This window comes from Pseudomonas sp. TH32, from assembly GCF_016650855.1.
Classification (GTDB): Bacteria; Pseudomonadota; Gammaproteobacteria; order Pseudomonadales; family Pseudomonadaceae; genus Aquipseudomonas.
The window spans coordinates 1,223,832-1,238,047 of record NZ_JAEKFA010000002.1 but is presented as its reverse complement, the minus strand read 5'-3'; the positions used below and the strand labels follow the sequence as shown (position 1 = coordinate 1,238,047).

Here is a 14,216-nt window from a genome sequence, read left to right as displayed (position 1 = left end):
TAAGAGCGGAACCCTAAGCAGCCGTTACCGAAGAAACGGATATGTACACCATCCCGCCCCCAAAAAGCATCACCGCGGCACCGCCCGAATCACCGCCCTAACCCCCTGCGCCTCGGGAATCGCCTTATCCACCGAAGGCAACTGCGGCGCCTGCACATCCGGCATCGCCCAGCTGTGCTCCGGCTGCAACCCACCCTGAGCCCTGCGCATAAACTCATAGCGATTCAGCGTAATACTGCGCCCCGCCCCACTGTCGCGAATAATGTAGGGCCTCAAAAACACCATCAAATTCGTCTTCGTCACACTGCGCTTTTCATTCCTGAACAACGCCCCCAACCCCGGGATATCCGACAACCACGGCACCGCGTCATTGCTCTGGCTATAGCCATCCTGCAACAACCCGCCGAGCACCATGATCTGCCCGTCATCCAGCAAAATACTCGTATCAATCGCACGCTTGTTCGTCACCGTCCCTGCATCCACCGAGGCGCGCGTGTCGACACTGCTGACCTCCTGGTAGATATCCAGCTTCACCGTCCCCCCTCGGAAATCTGCGGCCGCACGTTCAGCTTCAACCCCACCTCCTCGCGCTGCACCGTCTGGAACGGGTTGTTGCTGGTGCCCCCGCCACCCGTCACATAACTACCGGTGACAAACGGAATCGTCTGCCCCACAAAAATGCTCGCCGCCTCGTTGTCCAGGGTCAGCAGGTTCGGTGTCGACAGCACATTGGTCCCGCCCTTGCTCTTCAACGCCCGGGCCAGCACCTTGAGGTCCAGCACCTTGCCAATCCCCGGGATATCCACTGTGCCGTCCACCAGCCCGATGTTCAAACCCTTGGGCAGCACGTCAATGCTGGTCTTGCTGGTGGGCGCGGCATTCAACCCGCTGCCCCCCAGGTTGACCCCGCCAAAGCCACCCTTCCCGCCCAGGTTCCCGGCCTGCCACTGCACACCAAACTCGCTGGCATCGTCCTCGCCAACCTCGACGATCAGGCTCTCGATCACCACCTGGGCGCGACGCTGGTCGAGCATGTCGATCACCTCCCGCAGGTTGCGATACAGCGGGTCCGGCGCCGAGATCAGCAAGGTGTTGGTGGTGGCGTCCGCCTGGATCGTCACGCCACCGGCGCTGAACGCGGTGTTCTGGTCGCTGGCGGAGGAAGTACCGGTAGCGCTGGCGTCCTGGCCATAACCGCTGGGCTGGGCAGTGCCGCTGCCGGTGGGGGTGCCGCTGCTGTTCTGGGTGCTGCCCTGGCCGGTCTGGGTGTTGCCGCCCATGCTGCTGAGTTTGCCGCGCGCATTGTCACTACTGCCGGTGTCGCTCTCGCCGGTCAGCAGGCCCCGCAGCGACTGCGCCAGTTTGCCGGCCTGGGCGTTGCGCAGGTACACCACGTGCATGTTGCTCGGGTTGCTCTGGGCGTTGTCCAGCTTGTAGATCAGGTTGCGCGCCAGCTCGGTGCGCTCCGGGCTGCCGGCGCGAATGATGATGGAATTGGAGCGCGGGTCACCGATCACGTTGATTTTCTGGGTCTGGTCGGCGCCCTGGGTTTCGAGGAGTTCCGAGACCATGGCGGCGATGTCCACGGCGATGCCGTTCTGCACTTTCACCACGTCGGTGTCGATAGCGCTCGGGGTGTCGATGCCGTCGATGATCTGCGCCACCCGCGCGAGGTTTTCCGCGTAGTCGGTGATCACGATGCTGTTGTTGCCGGGGTAGGCGTTGATCGGATTGTTCGGCGACACGATCGGACGCAGCACCGGGATCAGGTTCACGGCGTTTTCGTATTGCAGGCGGAAGGTGCGGGTCTGCATGCCCTGCCCGCCCGGGTTGGCGCCACTGTAGATCGGCCCGCCCAACAGCTTGGCATCCGCCTCCGGCACCACCTGGGCCACCCCGCCCACATCCACCACGCTGAAGCCCTGCATGCGCAGTGCTGCCAGCAGCATGTCGTAGGCCTGGTGCGCCGGTACCTGGCCTTCACTGACCAGGGTCAGGTTGCCTTTCACCCGCGGGTCTACCAGAAACTGCTGGCCGGTGGCACGGGACAAGGCGCGCACCACGGCCTGGATATCGGCGTCGACGAAGTTCAGTTGCACCGGTTGGTCACCCAGCGGGTTGCGCGCCTTGGTCGGTGCAGCGGCGTGGCTGCGGGCGCTGTTGCTCACCGGGTGCTGCACCCGTGGTGGCGGCAGCGGTTCGCGCTGGCGGTCCAGTGCGGTGTCGCCGCTGCGCCGGGTGTCGGCCAGGGGCTGGCCGAGTTCGCTGTCCACCAACAGCGGTTTGGAGGATTGAGGGTTGCTGCACGCGCCCAGCGCCAACAGGAGCAAAGGGGCGACCTTGCGAAAAGGCGCAGCATTGGGCAATGACCACTTCATGAAGCTTCCTTAGCGCCAGGCGCCTGATCCATGCGAACGGTCCCGGACAAGGTGCCGGCCGAGTGTGAAGGGGTGGCCTCGCCTGCGCGTTGCAGGCGGGCCTCGGAGACTTCCAGGGAAAAGGGCCGGGGGTTGGCCAGCAGCCAGTCGACCACGGCATCCGCCGGAGCGTCCTCAAAGGTCAGGCGCCAGCTCCCGGTTTCCTGCGGCTGCAATTGATAGCGGCCCTGTAGCCCGGCGTTGTCGAGGGACTGGTGCAAGGCGGTTTCCAGGTCACCGCTGCTCGGGGCAGTGGCGACACCTTGCAGCAGCACCTGCAACGCCTCGGCCTGGCTGCGCAGTTTTGGGGTTTCGGCCTGCCAGTAATCGATCTTCTTCAGCGGTGGCTGAATCAACAGCACCCCGATCAGCAAACCGGCCAGCACCAACCCGGCGCCCATCAGCATGCGTTTTTCCCGCAGGGCCAGGCCGCGCCAGAACACCTCGGCCTGGCGGCGCAGCAGCTGCCAGCGCTTATTCATCTTCGGCCTCTTCGTCCGCATCGGTTTCGACCTGCTCGGTGAGCGGGCCGAGGGTCCAACCCTGGTCGTCGCGGCTGGCGCTGAAACCGGCCTGGGCCAGCAGCGCTTGCGCGTCAGCCGCCAGCGCCGGGCTGCGGGCGTCGGGCTGCAGGCTCACCTGGAGACGGCCTTGGGCGTAGGTCAGGCTGTCGACGCTGCCCGCCAAAGACGGCAGGCTGCTGCCCGCCAGTGCCAGCAAGCCGGTGAAGCGCTGGCCGGGCTCGGCCGCCGCACCACTCTGGCGGGCGGCCAGTTGCTGACGGGCTTGTTGCAGCGGGTTGAGAATCACCGGCAGCTCGGGGAACGCCTGGCGTACCTGTTGACTCATCAGCGCCTTGAGGCGCTGGCCTTCGTCGACCTGGCGGGCGGCGTAGAGGTTCAGACCCAGGGTCCAGATCACCACCGCCAGCGCCGTACAGGCCAGCGCCCGGCCCCAGCCACCGGTTGCCGCTGGCTGAAGCCGACCGTGCAACCCCCAGCCCGGCAGCGCGCCGCTCCAGCGGGCGTCGCCCGCCACTTGCTGCACCTCGACGCCGGTGGCAAGCAGGTCATCCAGCGCCTGCTGTCCCAGGGGATGCACGGCGCCCTGTTGCACGCTGTGGCGCAGCAACAAATAACCCTCGCTGAAGGCTGCACTCGGTTGCCCGCCGACCGGCAACGCGTAGGGCGCCGGGTACAGGCCGCGCACTTTGATTTTCAACGGGGTCGTTACCCGGCCCAAGTATTCAAGGCTGCTTTTGGGCAACCAGCCAACCTGCACCAGGCCATTGCTTTCCCGTGGACCGTGAGCCACATGCATCAACTCCACCGGGCCGAGGATCAGCGCCTGCGCAGCACAGGTCACGGCATCGTCGATCTTGGCCGAGGCCAATTGCGGCAGCTCCAGGCTGGTCAGCAGGCTGTCCCGCGGATGCAGGAAAAACTCCGCCTGGGCATTCGCCCATTGCATCAGGCTGCCCTGCCCTTGCTGGCTGACCTGCCCGGCGCGGTCCAGCCAGGCGAACTGCACCGGGCTCTCGGCAGTGAGTTCATCCAGCGGCGGCAACGCAATGCGCAGACGTTTCATACGCCCACCCGCGCCCAGATCACCTGGGGCTGACGGTCTTCGGGGCGATACAGCAACGCCTCCAGGGTGACCCGACGCTGCTCACGGCGCGCCTGGCCCTGCACGCGGAACCACTCACTGGTAATCCCCACCTGCACCGTGTCCACCGCCACCTGGGGCATGCGCAACCGGTTGACGAAATCCCCGCGATTGATAAACCAGCGCCCGCCGTCGCGCTCGGCGACCAGTGCCTGGGCCTGCGACAGGCTGAGCCCCGGCACCACAGCACTGAGCACCTCGGCGCTGGCGGTATTGCCGTTGACCCAGGTGTTGCCGGGCAGCACGCTGACGTAGCTCGCCATGCGCCGCAACTGACGCGGGTCGAGGCCTTCAATCCCGCTGAGGTCGGTGAGGCTGCGCAACATCGGGTATTTGGCCGGAATCAAGGGCACTGCGGCACCGGGCGAGGTGTCGCGGCTGCTGTTGAAGCCCCCGGTGAATGAGGCCGTGCCCACGCGCTGGTCGTAGGAGTCGATCACGCGTCGGCTGATGCGCCGGCTCACGGCCGGGTCGATGCCGATCAATTGGCACAGGCGCTCGAAGCGCTGCAATTGCACGGCGTCCGGCTGTTGCTGGGTCACCAGATTGCGCAGGTTGAACTTGCCCTGCTCGTCTTCAATCCGTCCTTCGAACGCACCGCCGAAGGGCCGTGCCCATTGTTGATCGAGCCGGGTCAAGACGTCCTGGCGGCGCGCGTCCCAAAGGATCTGGCGGCTGGTTTCCAGGCCGCCGTTCAACAGCCATTGGCCCTGGATGCGGAGTTGTTCGGCTTCCAGGCTGCGGGTAAATACGGTCTGGCGTGTGAGCATGGCGCCGGCAATCACCGCGACCACGGCCGCGATCAGCAAGGCACTGATAATGGCCATGCCGCGCTGCTTCGCCACGGAGGGCGAATGACTGTTCATCGCCGGCCTTACAGCTGCCAGGAGCCGATATCGGCGTTCACGCCGTCGCCATCCGGTTTCCCGTCGGCGCCGAGGGAGAACACATCCACCTCGCCGTTGGCCCCCGGGTTGAGGTAGTGATACGGGTTGCCCCATGGGTCGTTGGGCAGGCGTTCGAGGTAGGCGCGCCAGTTGCTGTTTTTCGCATCGGCCGGGCGCTCCACCAGCACCTTCAGGCCCTGGTTCATGTTGGGGTACGAGCCATGGTCGAGGCGGTAGAGCTTCAGGGCCTGCATCAGCCCGCCAATGTCCTGTTTGGCCGCCGTGGCCCGTGCCTGGTCCGGGCGGTCCAGCACTTTGGGCACCACCAGCGCCGCCAGAATCCCCAGAATCACCACGACCACCATGATCTCGATCAGGGTGAAACCACGCTGCCTGCGCGGGGACGTGAAGTGTGCGATATCCATCTCGACATTCCTTGGCTTGAGTGCATTTCGTGGCGCAGTGTTGCAAGAACACATGTCAGTCACGTTGAAAATCCTCGGGAGCTTTGGTCGCCAATCGGTCAACTCCCGGGGCTAGTCTGCGGGCTTGTTTCCCGGTTTTGAGTACGCCATGGGCGGCCCCCGCAACGAGCAAGGTTTCACCCTGATTGAAGTGTTGGTGGCCCTGGCGATCATCGCCGTGGCCATGGCCGCGGCGGTGCGCGTGGCCGGGCTGATGACCACCAGCAACGGCCTGCTGCGGGACAAATCCATGGCGTTGCTGGCGGCCCAGAGTCGCCTGGCGGAACTGCGCCTGGAAGGTCGGTTGAGCCCGGGGCGCAAGACGTTCGACTGCGACCAGGGCCGGCTGAAACTGCGTTGCGAACAGACCATCAGCAACGGGCCGGATGGGCGCCTGTTCCAGGTCAGCGTGCACGTGCTGGACGCCACCCGTGAAGCGCCGCCCCTGGCACGCCTGGAGACGGTGCTGGGGCGCCCGCCCGTGAAGCGCGCGGTCACTGCCGAGTGAGGCTGGGCAAGGCCGGGCCGTCGGGCAACTTGTCGAGGGGCACGCGGATTTTCTCGGCGCCACGTTCGATCTCCACGCTGTCGCCTTCAATGGCCGTCAGGCGCACGCCGGGGCTTAAGCGTTCCCCCAACAGAAAGCTGCGGGGCGGGCCGTCGTTGAGGCTGAGGATCGCCACCGCGCCACGCGCCCCGGCAAGCACACCGGAGACCTTGATCTGCATGACCGCCGGGGTATTGGAAAACCATTGCAGCGCCGGGTTGTCGCTGCGGGCAGCCAACGCCTGGGGCGCGGCCTGCGGGGTGTGCGACTCGGCCGAGGTGAGCAGCAGCGGCGTCCAGGTCGCCACCCCCGCCAGCGCTGCCAGCAACGCCACAGCCTGCACGCCGTGGGCGGGTGAAAAACGATGGGTGAATGCCATGGGCGGGACCTCCTGTTTGTCCGTTGCTTCAGGCTACAGGGCAATTCACACCTTTTTATTTCAGCGGTCCGTCAGGGAGCAAAAAATGAAACAGCAGGGCTTCACGTTGATCGAGCTGATGGTGGTGCTGGTGATCATCGGCATCGCCAGTGCGGCCATCAGCCTGAGCATCAAGCCGGACCCGCTGCACCTGCTGCGCAAGGATGCTGAACGGTTGAGCCAACTGCTGCAGGTGGCCCAGGCCGAGGCACGTGCCGATGGTCGGGCGATTACCTGGAAGGCCGATGCCAAGGGGTTTCGCTTCAGCCGCGTTACGGATGACGGTCTGGGACTGGAGAACTTCAGCGGTGATCAGCAACTGCGTCCACGGGCCTGGGACAACACGCCGATGCAGGTGCGCATCGAGCCGGGGAAAACCCTGGTGCTGGATGCCGAATGGGTGAGCCCGCCGGTACGGGTGGTGCTGTCGGATGGGCAGCACAGCCTGAGTGTGCAACGGGATGCGGCAGGGTTGTTGCGGGTGGTGGCGCATGAATGATCAAAAGGGTTTTACGCTGATCGAGGTGATGGTGGCGATCATGTTGATGGCGGTGGTCAGCGTGATTGCCTGGCGCGGGCTGGACAGCGTGACCCGGGCTGATCAGCATTTGCAGGCCAGCAGCGAGCAGGTTGAGGGGCTGTTACGGGCGTTGAACCAGATGCAGCTGGATGTGAGCTTGCGCGCGGGGGTTGAGTTGGGGCCGCCGATTTTCGACGAGGCGCCCAGGCCTGGGGCGTTGGCGGCGGTATCGGTGAGGAGTTCGGACAGCAAGGGGTTTCGGCTGGAGGTGATCCGCAGTGCTCCGATTCCCGGGGACGGGTTGCAGCGGGTGCGGTGGTGGCTCAAGGGCGACACGCTGTACCGGGCGGCGGCACCGGCGCGGGATCGGTATCCGCTGCCTGCGCCCCGGGATGCGGTGGCGGTGCTTGGGCAGGTCAGGGATTTGCAGGTCCGCGTTTGGGATAAGGGGTGGCGGCAATTGAGCGGGAATCGGCAGGAGGATCCGCAGGGGATCGAGGTGGTTTTGGTGCGGGAGACGGGCCAGGGGGTGGAGCGGTATCGGCAGGTTTTGGGGCCCTTGCGGTAGGGCTTTTCTGGGTGGTGTACATATCCGTTATTTGGGTGATGGCTTCGATGGGTTCCGCTCTTACAGCGGGTCACTTTTGAAAGGAGCCCAAAAGTAACCAAAAGGCTCTTGCCCCACCACTCGGCACCTCGCTTGGGCTCGGTGTGCCCTCTCTCCGGTACTACTGCGCGGGCCGCCGCGACGGGGCGTCCCTGCCCCGTCGCGGCTAAACCGGCGTCCTGCCGGTTTACCCGCTCCGTACTACCTGCGTTCGGCCAGCGTGGTTTAACGGGGCGCCTAAGATCAAGATCAAAAGCAGATCAAGAACACAGCGGCCTACAGGCCGGCTTGAGTGGTGTGAAGCAAAGGCAACATCAAGATCAAAATCTACAGCGGGCACGGTCAAATGTGGGAGCTGGCTTGCCTGCGATGCAGACAACTCGGTACATCAGGCACACCGAGGTGATGCCATCGCCGGCAAGCCGGCTCCTACAGAAAAGCAGCTCTGCTTTCGCTCTGGCTTTTGATCTGGCTTCTACCACTCAAGCCGGCCTGTAGGCCGCTGTGCTCTTGCTTTTGATCTTGATCTGGCTCTGACTGCCCCAATAAGCCCGAGGCCGAACGCAGGTGGTGCGGAGCGGGTAAACCGGCAGGACGCCGGTTTAGCCGCGCTGGGCCAAGGATGGCCCATCGCGGCGGCCCGCGGAGCATCGCCGGAGTGAGGGAACACCGAGCCTAGGCGAGGTGCCGACAGGCGGGGCAGAGCCCTTTGCTTACTTTGGGGCTTTTCCAAAGTGAGTCGCTGTAAGAGCGAAACCATAGGCAGCCGTTACCCAAATAACGGATATGCACACCCATCTAACTCAACAAAACGACACCGCCAGGCAACTCCGTACACTTGGCCCCATAAGCATCGCGAATCAACAACGCCACCCCCGCCAGTTGATGCAAACTAAACCGCGCCTGCACCCGCCGCTTGCCCAGCTCAGCATTCATCAACAACAACATCCCCGGCCGATAGCGATTAATCTCATCCACCACCGTCGCCAGGGTCGCGTTATCAAACACCAACACCTGCTCCCGCCAGGCCACCACCGCCTGCGCATCCACCGCTACCGGCTCACCCACACCGCCAGCGTCATACGTCACCTGCCGCCCGCTTTCAAGCCGAACCGTACGCCCACCCACCGCCACCGCCACCGCGCCGTCAATGCACGTCACACACACACTGTGATCCGTATTACGCACATTGAACCGCGCCTGCGCCGTACTCAACCACCCACCACCCGCCTGAACCCGAAGCGGCATCGCCACATTGGCCAGCACCTCAACCTCCCCTCCAACAACTCAATCCCGTCATCACGCCGACTGATCCGCGTCTGGGTATTGAGCTCCAGCCGAACACCGTCATTCAACTCCACCCGCCGCTGCTCACCGACCTCCGTGCGGTAATCCGCCGTCAACCCGGCAAACCCACCCGGCACGGTAAACCGCACCATAAACACCGCCGCCGACGCCGCAATCGCGCCGCCCAAAAACGCGCGGCGCCCAAAATGCCGTGAGCGGGAAAACTGCTCGGCGGCCGGTGCCAAGTGCTGCCACACCACCTTGGCCTGCTCGAACGCCCGGGCATGTTCCGGGCTCTGGGCGCACCACAGGCGCAAGGCCTTCGCATCGGCGACGGTGGCCCGACCCGAGGTCAGCAGCACCAGCCAGTCACGCGCTTCGTTGTGCAGGGGGCTGTCTGGCGTATCCCGGGCAGTGGAGAGGTTAAAAATGTTCAAGCGCGCAGGTACTCACGGATTTTTCAGGGACTCAATCACTAAGACGGTTTTCCGGCCCCGGGACCGAACCGCTGGATCACTTTTCTTTCAAGGCGCTGTGCGCAATGCCCCAACCCGGCCTTGATTTCCTTTTCAACCATGCGCGTGGAAATCCCGAAACGCTTGGAGATTTCCAGGTGCGGCGCCTCTTCCAGGCGCGCGGCGATGAGGATCTGGCGCCGCCGCGCCGGCAGTTCGTAGAGGGCTTTGAGCAGGGACTGGATTTCGCGCTGGCCGCCCACCACCCGCGACGGGTCCTGGGCTTCATCCACCGTCTGCAACAGTTCTTCGACTTCGCTGCCGGTCAGCAGCCGGGCATCTGCCTGGCGACGGTCGGCGGCGATGTTCAAGGCCATGCGGTACAGGTACGCATTGGGTTGCGCCAGGTTCGGCGGCACGTCCATGCGGTCGACCCGCAGGTAGGTTTCGTGCAGCACGTCGTTGGCCAGGTCTTCTGATCCGAGGCGCTTGCGCAGGCGTACCTTGAAGTCCTCGTAGGACGCCAGGAACAGGCTGACCATCGTGCTGTGGCCGGTGTCTTTCATGCCCCGGAAACTCCTTCCCCTGCTGTGCATTCCATGCGTGTTCCTGTTGAGTCGGGCATCAAAAGTAAGGTCACCGGCAAGCGCAGTGAACTCGGCGCCGGCCGTTCGACCCGGGTGGAACCGAGGCCCAGGACCAGCGCTTCGTCACGCTGCAGGTCACCGGTGGAGCTGACCAGGCGGCTGTGTTCGATCACCCCGTCACCGTTGACCCACACCTGCACCAGCGCCCGGAAACTGCCGGGACGGGTCAGCGGCGACCGGCACAAACTGCGCTCGATCGCCTGCTGCAAGGCCGTGGCGTAGCTGTTGTTGATCCGAGCCGCGTTCGCCGCCTTCCGTCCTCGGGTCGCTGCCGGCTGGCTGACCTCGGGGACTTGCAGGGTGAACGCATCACTGCGGGCATATCGCGCCATCAAGCCACTCCCTGTCAGCAGCAGGCTCAGGGCTTGCTGCGCGCTGTAGCGGCCATGCACGCCGATGGAACGCCGGCCCCGGGTCAGTTCGCGATCCACCAGCACCGCCATGCCGGTGGCATGGCTGAACGCTTGGAGGGCGCTGTCCAGCGTCTGCGCAGGCAGGTCCAGGATCACGTCGGCCCGCACGCTCGACACCAGCCCCCATAGCAGGGCCAGGCAGCAGCCCGCGTGCCTCCAAGCGCTCCTGCTCAGCATCGCAACACGTCCGACATAGCCTACAAAACCGTCATCCTGAGGCCAGTTTATGAACCTGATGTTACGGTGCCAGCAAAAAAAACATCACGGTGACGGGCAGCCCGCTGCACTACACTTTTGCGCCATACCGGCCCATTTCCCAGGGCCCGCCAGGAGGCACCGATGAACCTGTTCCCAACCCTCGCCAGCCTGTTGCTGTGTGCAGCCCTGCCGTTGGCGGCCCACGCCGAAGGCAAGCCCGGTGGCTGCGCCGAGGTCAATGTGGATGGCTACAAGGCGCCGGACTACGGCTGCCTGAGCCAGCAGATGGGCAACAACCCGGACGCCGCCAAGGCGACGCAGAAGAACCAGGAGGCGCAACAAGTGCCCATCGAAAAGCGCAAGCCGAACCAGATCGGGCTTTCCACACCGGCGGCGACCAGCGTGCGCATGGGCAATACCTTTGGTACTTCGGTGAAACCCCAGCGGCCTTGATCGCCGCTTGTCCCCCCTGTGTACCCACTCGAAAAAAAGCCATTGTGTTATCGCGACAGCCGATGTTATGTTTCTAACAGAAATTAAAAACACGACATTCGAGTAACATCAATGACCGGTAGCCGCGAGAGTGTCATGGATAAAAACAGCTTCCAGCGCACGCTGGAACAGCAGTTCCCGACGCTGACCCCCACCGGCAAGCGCATCGCTACCTACCTGCTGGGCAACCTGCAGCAACTACCGTTCGAAACCGCCGACAGCATCGCCCAGCAAGCCGGCACCACCGGGATTTCGGTGGGCCGTTTTCTGCGCACCCTGGGCTATCGCAACCTCGATGATGTGAAACAAGGCCTGCGTGGCGACCCGCAAGCGTCCTGGCTGATCACCGACCGCCTCGGCGCCTTTCGCCAGGAGAACGACCAGGAAGATGCCCTCGACCGCTCGCTCAACCGCGAGATCGAGGCCATCCAGCACGTCTACGGCCTGGCCCGCAGCCAGGCGTTTGCCGACATCGTGCAGCACATCGTGGACGCCGACGCGGTGTTCATCCTCGGTATCCAGTCCACCCGGGGCATCCTCAATGCGTTCCACAGCCACTTGGAATACATTCGGCCCAAGGTCTATTACGTCGACGGCCTGTCGGGGATCTACGCCGAGACCCTGAACTCCGGCTTTGAAAAACCCTACGCCATTACCGCCGATTTTCGCGCCTATTCCAGCATCACGCCCACGTTCTGCGAGACCGCGAATGCCCATGGCCTGCCCCTGGCGCTGATCACCGACTTGCAATGCCCCTGGGCCCGGGACTACGACCTGGACCTGCTGCAACTGAAAACCGACGTCGGCCAGTTCTGGGACTCCATGGCGCCGCTGACGTGCCTGTTCAACCTGATGGTGTCTGCCGTCGCCGACCGATACGGCGAGCGCCTGGATGCCCGCCTGGCAAAAAACCGCGCCCTGCAACAGGCCTTCGGCCAGTTCGAATCCTGACCCTTGAAAGGAAATGCTTGAGTGAATACCAGCCCATTGGTAGAAATCGCCCCACCGGAGTACCCGGTACAGGTCGACCTGATCTACGCCAGTGCCGACAACCTGGCAGGCACCGTGATCTACCGCAACGCCCGTTGCCTGCTGCACACCGAAGCGGCCGCCTGCCTGCGCAAGGCCAGCCAACTGGCACGCCAGGCCGGCATGACCTTGCTGATCTACGACGCCTATCGCCCCGCCTACGCCCAGCAACTGCTGTGGCAAGCCCTGCCCAACCCGGACTACGTGCGCGACCCGCGCCTGGGTTCGCACCACACCCGTGGCGTGGCCGTCGACCTGACGCTGCTTGATGAACACGGTAGCCCGCTGGACATGGGCACGGCATTCGATGCCATGGAACCCAAGTCCCACCAGTTCTACCCCGACCTGCCCCCACAGGTGCAGCGCAATCGCCTGCTGCTGTTGGGGATCATGCTCGGTGCCGGCTTCAAGGCGATTGCTACCGAGTGGTGGCATTACGAATTGCCGGATGCCGAACTTTTCCCATTAATTGAGGAGTCGCACTGACCCCAGGGAACGTACCATCACAATAATTAGCTGCACCCTTTAGCTCCAACTGCCCGGTTATAGATTTCATAAAAAAAAACCAACCCGCTTTTTCCTCTAAATAATCAAGGAAACCGGCATGACCCCAAGCAACCGCAAGACCCTCGCACTCTCCCTGCTGTGCGCCGCCCTGAGCCTGGGCGCGTGGCAATCGGCAAGTGCCGCCGCCCCCAAAGACACCCTGATGATCGGCAAGGCCGCCGACCCGCAAACCCTCGACCCGGCCGTGACCATCGACAACAACGATTGGGCGGTGACATACCCGGCGTACCAGAAACTGGTGGCCTACAAAGTCGAAAACGGCAAGGGCAGCACCGAGGTCAAGGGCGACCTCGCCGACAGCTGGACCACCTCCGCCGACGGCCTGGTGTGGGACTTCAAGCTCAAGCCCGGCAACAAGTTCGATGACGGCGCCGACGTTGATGCCAATGCGGTGAAGTTCTCCTTCGACCGCGTGATGCAGCTCAAGCAAGGCCCGTCCGGCGCGTTCCCGGATGACATGAAGGTCACGGTGGTCGACCCACTGACCGTGCGTTTCACCCTGACCAAACCCTATGCGCCCTTCCTCTACACCCTCGCCCACAACGGCGCCGGCATCATCAACCCGGACGTGGTGAAACAGGGTGACGTCAACGCCTACCTTTCCACCCACACCGCCGGCTCCGGTGCGTTTCGCCTGACCAACTGGCAGAAGGGCCAGAGCCTGACCCTGGAGCCCAACACCTATTACGCCGGCACCAAGCCCGCGCTGAACAAGGTGGTGATCAAGATCATCAGCGAAGCCTCGGTGCGCCGCCTGCAACTGGAACGCGGTGACCTGGACATCGCCGAAGACATGCCCCAGGACCAACTGACCAACCTGGCCAAAAAGAAAGACGTGGTGATCAAGGAATTCCCGTCACTGCGGGTGACCTACCTGTACCTGAACAACCAGAAAGCCCCGCTGAACAACCAGAACGCCCGCCAGGCGATCGTTGATGCGGTGGACTACAAAGGCATCGTCGACGGCATCCTCAAGGGCCAGGCCAAGCTGATGAACGGGCCGATTCCCGCCGGCATGTGGGCCAACGACCCGAGCCTGCCAATGATGAAACAAGACCTGGACGGTGCCGGTGCCAACCTGAAGAAACTCCCGCAAAAAATCACCAACCTGAACTACATGTACTCCGACAAGGACCCTGACTGGGAATCCATCGGCCTGACCCTGCAAGCCAGCCTGGCGCCGCTGGGGATCAACCTGAAGATGGAAAAACTGGCCAACGCCACCATGCGCGAGCGCCTGGGCAAGGGTGACTTCGACGTGTCGATCGGCTCGTGGGCACCGGACTTCTCCGACCCCTACATGTACATGAACTTCTGGTTCGACTCTTCCCTGCAAGGGCTGCCGGGCAACCGTTCGTTCTACAGCAACCCGGTGGTGGACAAGCTGATCCGCGATGCAGCGGCCAACAACGACACGGCCAAACGCACCGAGTTGTACCAGGAAGCACAGAAGATCGTGCTCAAGGACAGCGTGTACGCCTACCTGTACCAGAAGAACTACACCCTGCCGATGCGTGATTCGGTGAAGGGTTATGTGTTCCATCCGATGCTGGAGCAGGTGTTTAACGTGGCTGAGATCAGCAAGTAAATACCGCTCCGGCGC

14 protein-coding genes and 2 pseudogenes are annotated in these 14,216 nt (G+C 63.7%); 7 read left to right on the top strand and 9 right to left on the bottom strand.

Features of this window, described 5'->3' with window-relative positions; translation table 11 throughout:
• Nucleotides 1-69: 69 nt before the first annotated feature.
• The 5 genes and pseudogenes from gspD to gspG all read right to left on the bottom strand — a co-directional run bounded on the left by gspD (nucleotide 70) and on the right by gspG (nucleotide 5,394).
• Nucleotides 70-2,378 (bottom strand): annotated as a pseudogene (gspD, locus tag JFV30_RS09430) (type II secretion system secretin GspD).
• Nucleotides 2,375-2,899, bottom strand: a complete 525-nt coding sequence (gspM, locus tag JFV30_RS09425; protein WP_201123263.1) for a type II secretion system protein GspM — start codon at nucleotides 2,897-2,899, stop codon at nucleotides 2,375-2,377. The pseudogene gspD and the gene gspM overlap by 4 nt, the downstream one beginning before the upstream one ends.
• Nucleotides 2,892-4,004, bottom strand: a complete 1,113-nt coding sequence (gene gspL / locus JFV30_RS09420) for a type II secretion system protein GspL (protein WP_201123261.1) — start codon at nucleotides 4,002-4,004, stop codon at nucleotides 2,892-2,894. Before gspL ends, gspM begins: the two co-directional genes overlap by 8 nt.
• Entirely contained in the window at nucleotides 4,001-4,948 is a 948-nt protein-coding gene (gspK, locus tag JFV30_RS09415; protein WP_201123260.1) for a type II secretion system minor pseudopilin GspK, read from the bottom strand. Before gspK ends, gspL begins: the two co-directional genes overlap by 4 nt.
• Nucleotides 4,949-4,956: 8 nt before the next feature.
• Nucleotides 4,957-5,394, bottom strand: coding sequence for a type II secretion system major pseudopilin GspG (gene gspG, locus JFV30_RS09410; RefSeq protein WP_201123258.1), 438 nt, complete (start codon nucleotides 5,392-5,394; stop codon nucleotides 4,957-4,959).
• A gap of 148 nt (nucleotides 5,395-5,542) precedes the next feature.
• Here gspG and gspI point away from each other — a divergent pair, with 148 nt between their 5' ends.
• Nucleotides 5,543-5,941 carry a type II secretion system minor pseudopilin GspI gene (gene gspI / locus JFV30_RS09405; RefSeq protein WP_010173461.1) on the top strand — a complete coding sequence of 133 codons (399 nt, stop codon included), beginning with the start codon at nucleotides 5,543-5,545 and terminating at the stop codon, nucleotides 5,939-5,941.
• Here gspI and JFV30_RS09400 read toward each other — a convergent pair.
• Nucleotides 5,928-6,359 carry a type II secretion system protein N gene (locus tag JFV30_RS09400; protein WP_010173463.1) on the bottom strand — a complete coding sequence of 144 codons (432 nt, stop codon included), beginning with the start codon at nucleotides 6,357-6,359 and terminating at the stop codon, nucleotides 5,928-5,930. The genes gspI and JFV30_RS09400 overlap by 14 nt on opposite strands.
• An 85-nt stretch (nucleotides 6,360-6,444) precedes the next feature.
• Between JFV30_RS09400 and gspH the strand changes: the two genes are divergently transcribed.
• Entirely contained in the window at nucleotides 6,445-6,897 is a 453-nt protein-coding gene (gspH, locus tag JFV30_RS09395) for a type II secretion system minor pseudopilin GspH (RefSeq protein ID WP_201123256.1), read from the top strand.
• A complete protein-coding gene (locus JFV30_RS09390) occupies nucleotides 6,890-7,486 on the top strand; it encodes a type II secretion system protein GspJ (RefSeq protein WP_201123253.1) in 597 nt (198 codons plus the stop codon). The genes gspH and JFV30_RS09390 overlap by 8 nt, the downstream gene beginning before the upstream one ends.
• A gap of 837 nt (nucleotides 7,487-8,323) precedes the next feature.
• Here the strand turns inward: JFV30_RS09390 and JFV30_RS09385 are convergent.
• From JFV30_RS09385 to JFV30_RS09375, 3 genes and pseudogenes are all read right to left on the bottom strand, one after another.
• Nucleotides 8,324-9,249, bottom strand: a pseudogene (locus tag JFV30_RS09385) (FecR family protein).
• A gap of 38 nt (nucleotides 9,250-9,287) precedes the next feature.
• Nucleotides 9,288-9,833 (bottom strand): RNA polymerase sigma factor, encoded by a 546-nt coding sequence (locus tag JFV30_RS09380; RefSeq protein ID WP_010173483.1) that lies wholly within the window; start codon nucleotides 9,831-9,833, stop codon nucleotides 9,288-9,290.
• Nucleotides 9,830-10,504 (bottom strand): secretin and TonB N-terminal domain-containing protein, encoded by a 675-nt coding sequence (locus JFV30_RS09375; RefSeq protein ID WP_201123252.1) that lies wholly within the window; start codon nucleotides 10,502-10,504, stop codon nucleotides 9,830-9,832. The genes JFV30_RS09380 and JFV30_RS09375 overlap by 4 nt, the downstream gene beginning before the upstream one ends.
• A 162-nt stretch (nucleotides 10,505-10,666) precedes the next feature.
• On the opposite strand from JFV30_RS09375, the gene JFV30_RS09370 reads away from it, so the two are divergent.
• The 4 genes from JFV30_RS09370 to JFV30_RS09355 all read left to right on the top strand — a co-directional run bounded on the left by JFV30_RS09370 (nucleotide 10,667) and on the right by JFV30_RS09355 (nucleotide 14,201).
• A complete protein-coding gene (locus tag JFV30_RS09370) occupies nucleotides 10,667-10,978 on the top strand; it encodes a hypothetical protein (RefSeq protein WP_010173486.1) in 312 nt (103 codons plus the stop codon).
• A gap of 135 nt (nucleotides 10,979-11,113) precedes the next feature.
• A complete protein-coding gene (locus JFV30_RS09365) occupies nucleotides 11,114-11,968 on the top strand; it encodes a MurR/RpiR family transcriptional regulator (protein ID WP_201123249.1) in 855 nt (284 codons plus the stop codon).
• Between the two features lie 21 nt (nucleotides 11,969-11,989).
• A complete protein-coding gene (gene ddpX, locus JFV30_RS09360; protein ID WP_201123247.1) occupies nucleotides 11,990-12,532 on the top strand; it encodes a D-alanyl-D-alanine dipeptidase in 543 nt (180 codons plus the stop codon).
• A 118-nt stretch (nucleotides 12,533-12,650) separates the two neighbouring features.
• Entirely contained in the window at nucleotides 12,651-14,201 is a 1,551-nt protein-coding gene (locus JFV30_RS09355; RefSeq protein ID WP_010173493.1) for an ABC transporter substrate-binding protein, read from the top strand.
• The last annotated feature ends 15 nt before the right edge of the window (nucleotides 14,202-14,216 follow it).

What these genes read in the sequence shown, in the direction of transcription:
- gspM (WP_201123263.1), bottom strand. Translation starts at nt 2,899, where the DNA reads ATGAATAAGCGCTGGCAGCTGCTGCGCCGCCAGGCCGAGGTGTTCTGG.
- gspL (WP_201123261.1), bottom strand. Translation starts at nt 4,004, where the DNA reads ATGAAACGTCTGCGCATTGCGTTGCCGCCGCTGGATGAACTCACTGCC.
- gspK (WP_201123260.1), bottom strand. Translation starts at nt 4,948, where the DNA reads ATGAACAGTCATTCGCCCTCCGTGGCGAAGCAGCGCGGCATGGCCATT.
- gspG (WP_201123258.1), bottom strand. Translation starts at nt 5,394, where the DNA reads ATGGATATCGCACACTTCACGTCCCCGCGCAGGCAGCGTGGTTTCACC.
- gspI (WP_010173461.1), top strand. Translation starts at nt 5,543, where the DNA reads ATGGGCGGCCCCCGCAACGAGCAAGGTTTCACCCTGATTGAAGTGTTG.
- JFV30_RS09400 (WP_010173463.1), bottom strand. Translation starts at nt 6,359, where the DNA reads ATGGCATTCACCCATCGTTTTTCACCCGCCCACGGCGTGCAGGCTGTG.
- gspH (WP_201123256.1), top strand. Translation starts at nt 6,445, where the DNA reads ATGAAACAGCAGGGCTTCACGTTGATCGAGCTGATGGTGGTGCTGGTG.
- JFV30_RS09390 (WP_201123253.1), top strand. Translation starts at nt 6,890, where the DNA reads ATGAATGATCAAAAGGGTTTTACGCTGATCGAGGTGATGGTGGCGATC.
- JFV30_RS09380 (WP_010173483.1), bottom strand. Translation starts at nt 9,833, where the DNA reads ATGAAAGACACCGGCCACAGCACGATGGTCAGCCTGTTCCTGGCGTCC.
- JFV30_RS09375 (WP_201123252.1), bottom strand. Translation starts at nt 10,504, where the DNA reads ATGCTGAGCAGGAGCGCTTGGAGGCACGCGGGCTGCTGCCTGGCCCTG.
- JFV30_RS09370 (WP_010173486.1), top strand. Translation starts at nt 10,667, where the DNA reads ATGAACCTGTTCCCAACCCTCGCCAGCCTGTTGCTGTGTGCAGCCCTG.
- JFV30_RS09365 (WP_201123249.1), top strand. Translation starts at nt 11,114, where the DNA reads ATGGATAAAAACAGCTTCCAGCGCACGCTGGAACAGCAGTTCCCGACG.
- JFV30_RS09355 (WP_010173493.1), top strand. Translation starts at nt 12,651, where the DNA reads ATGACCCCAAGCAACCGCAAGACCCTCGCACTCTCCCTGCTGTGCGCC.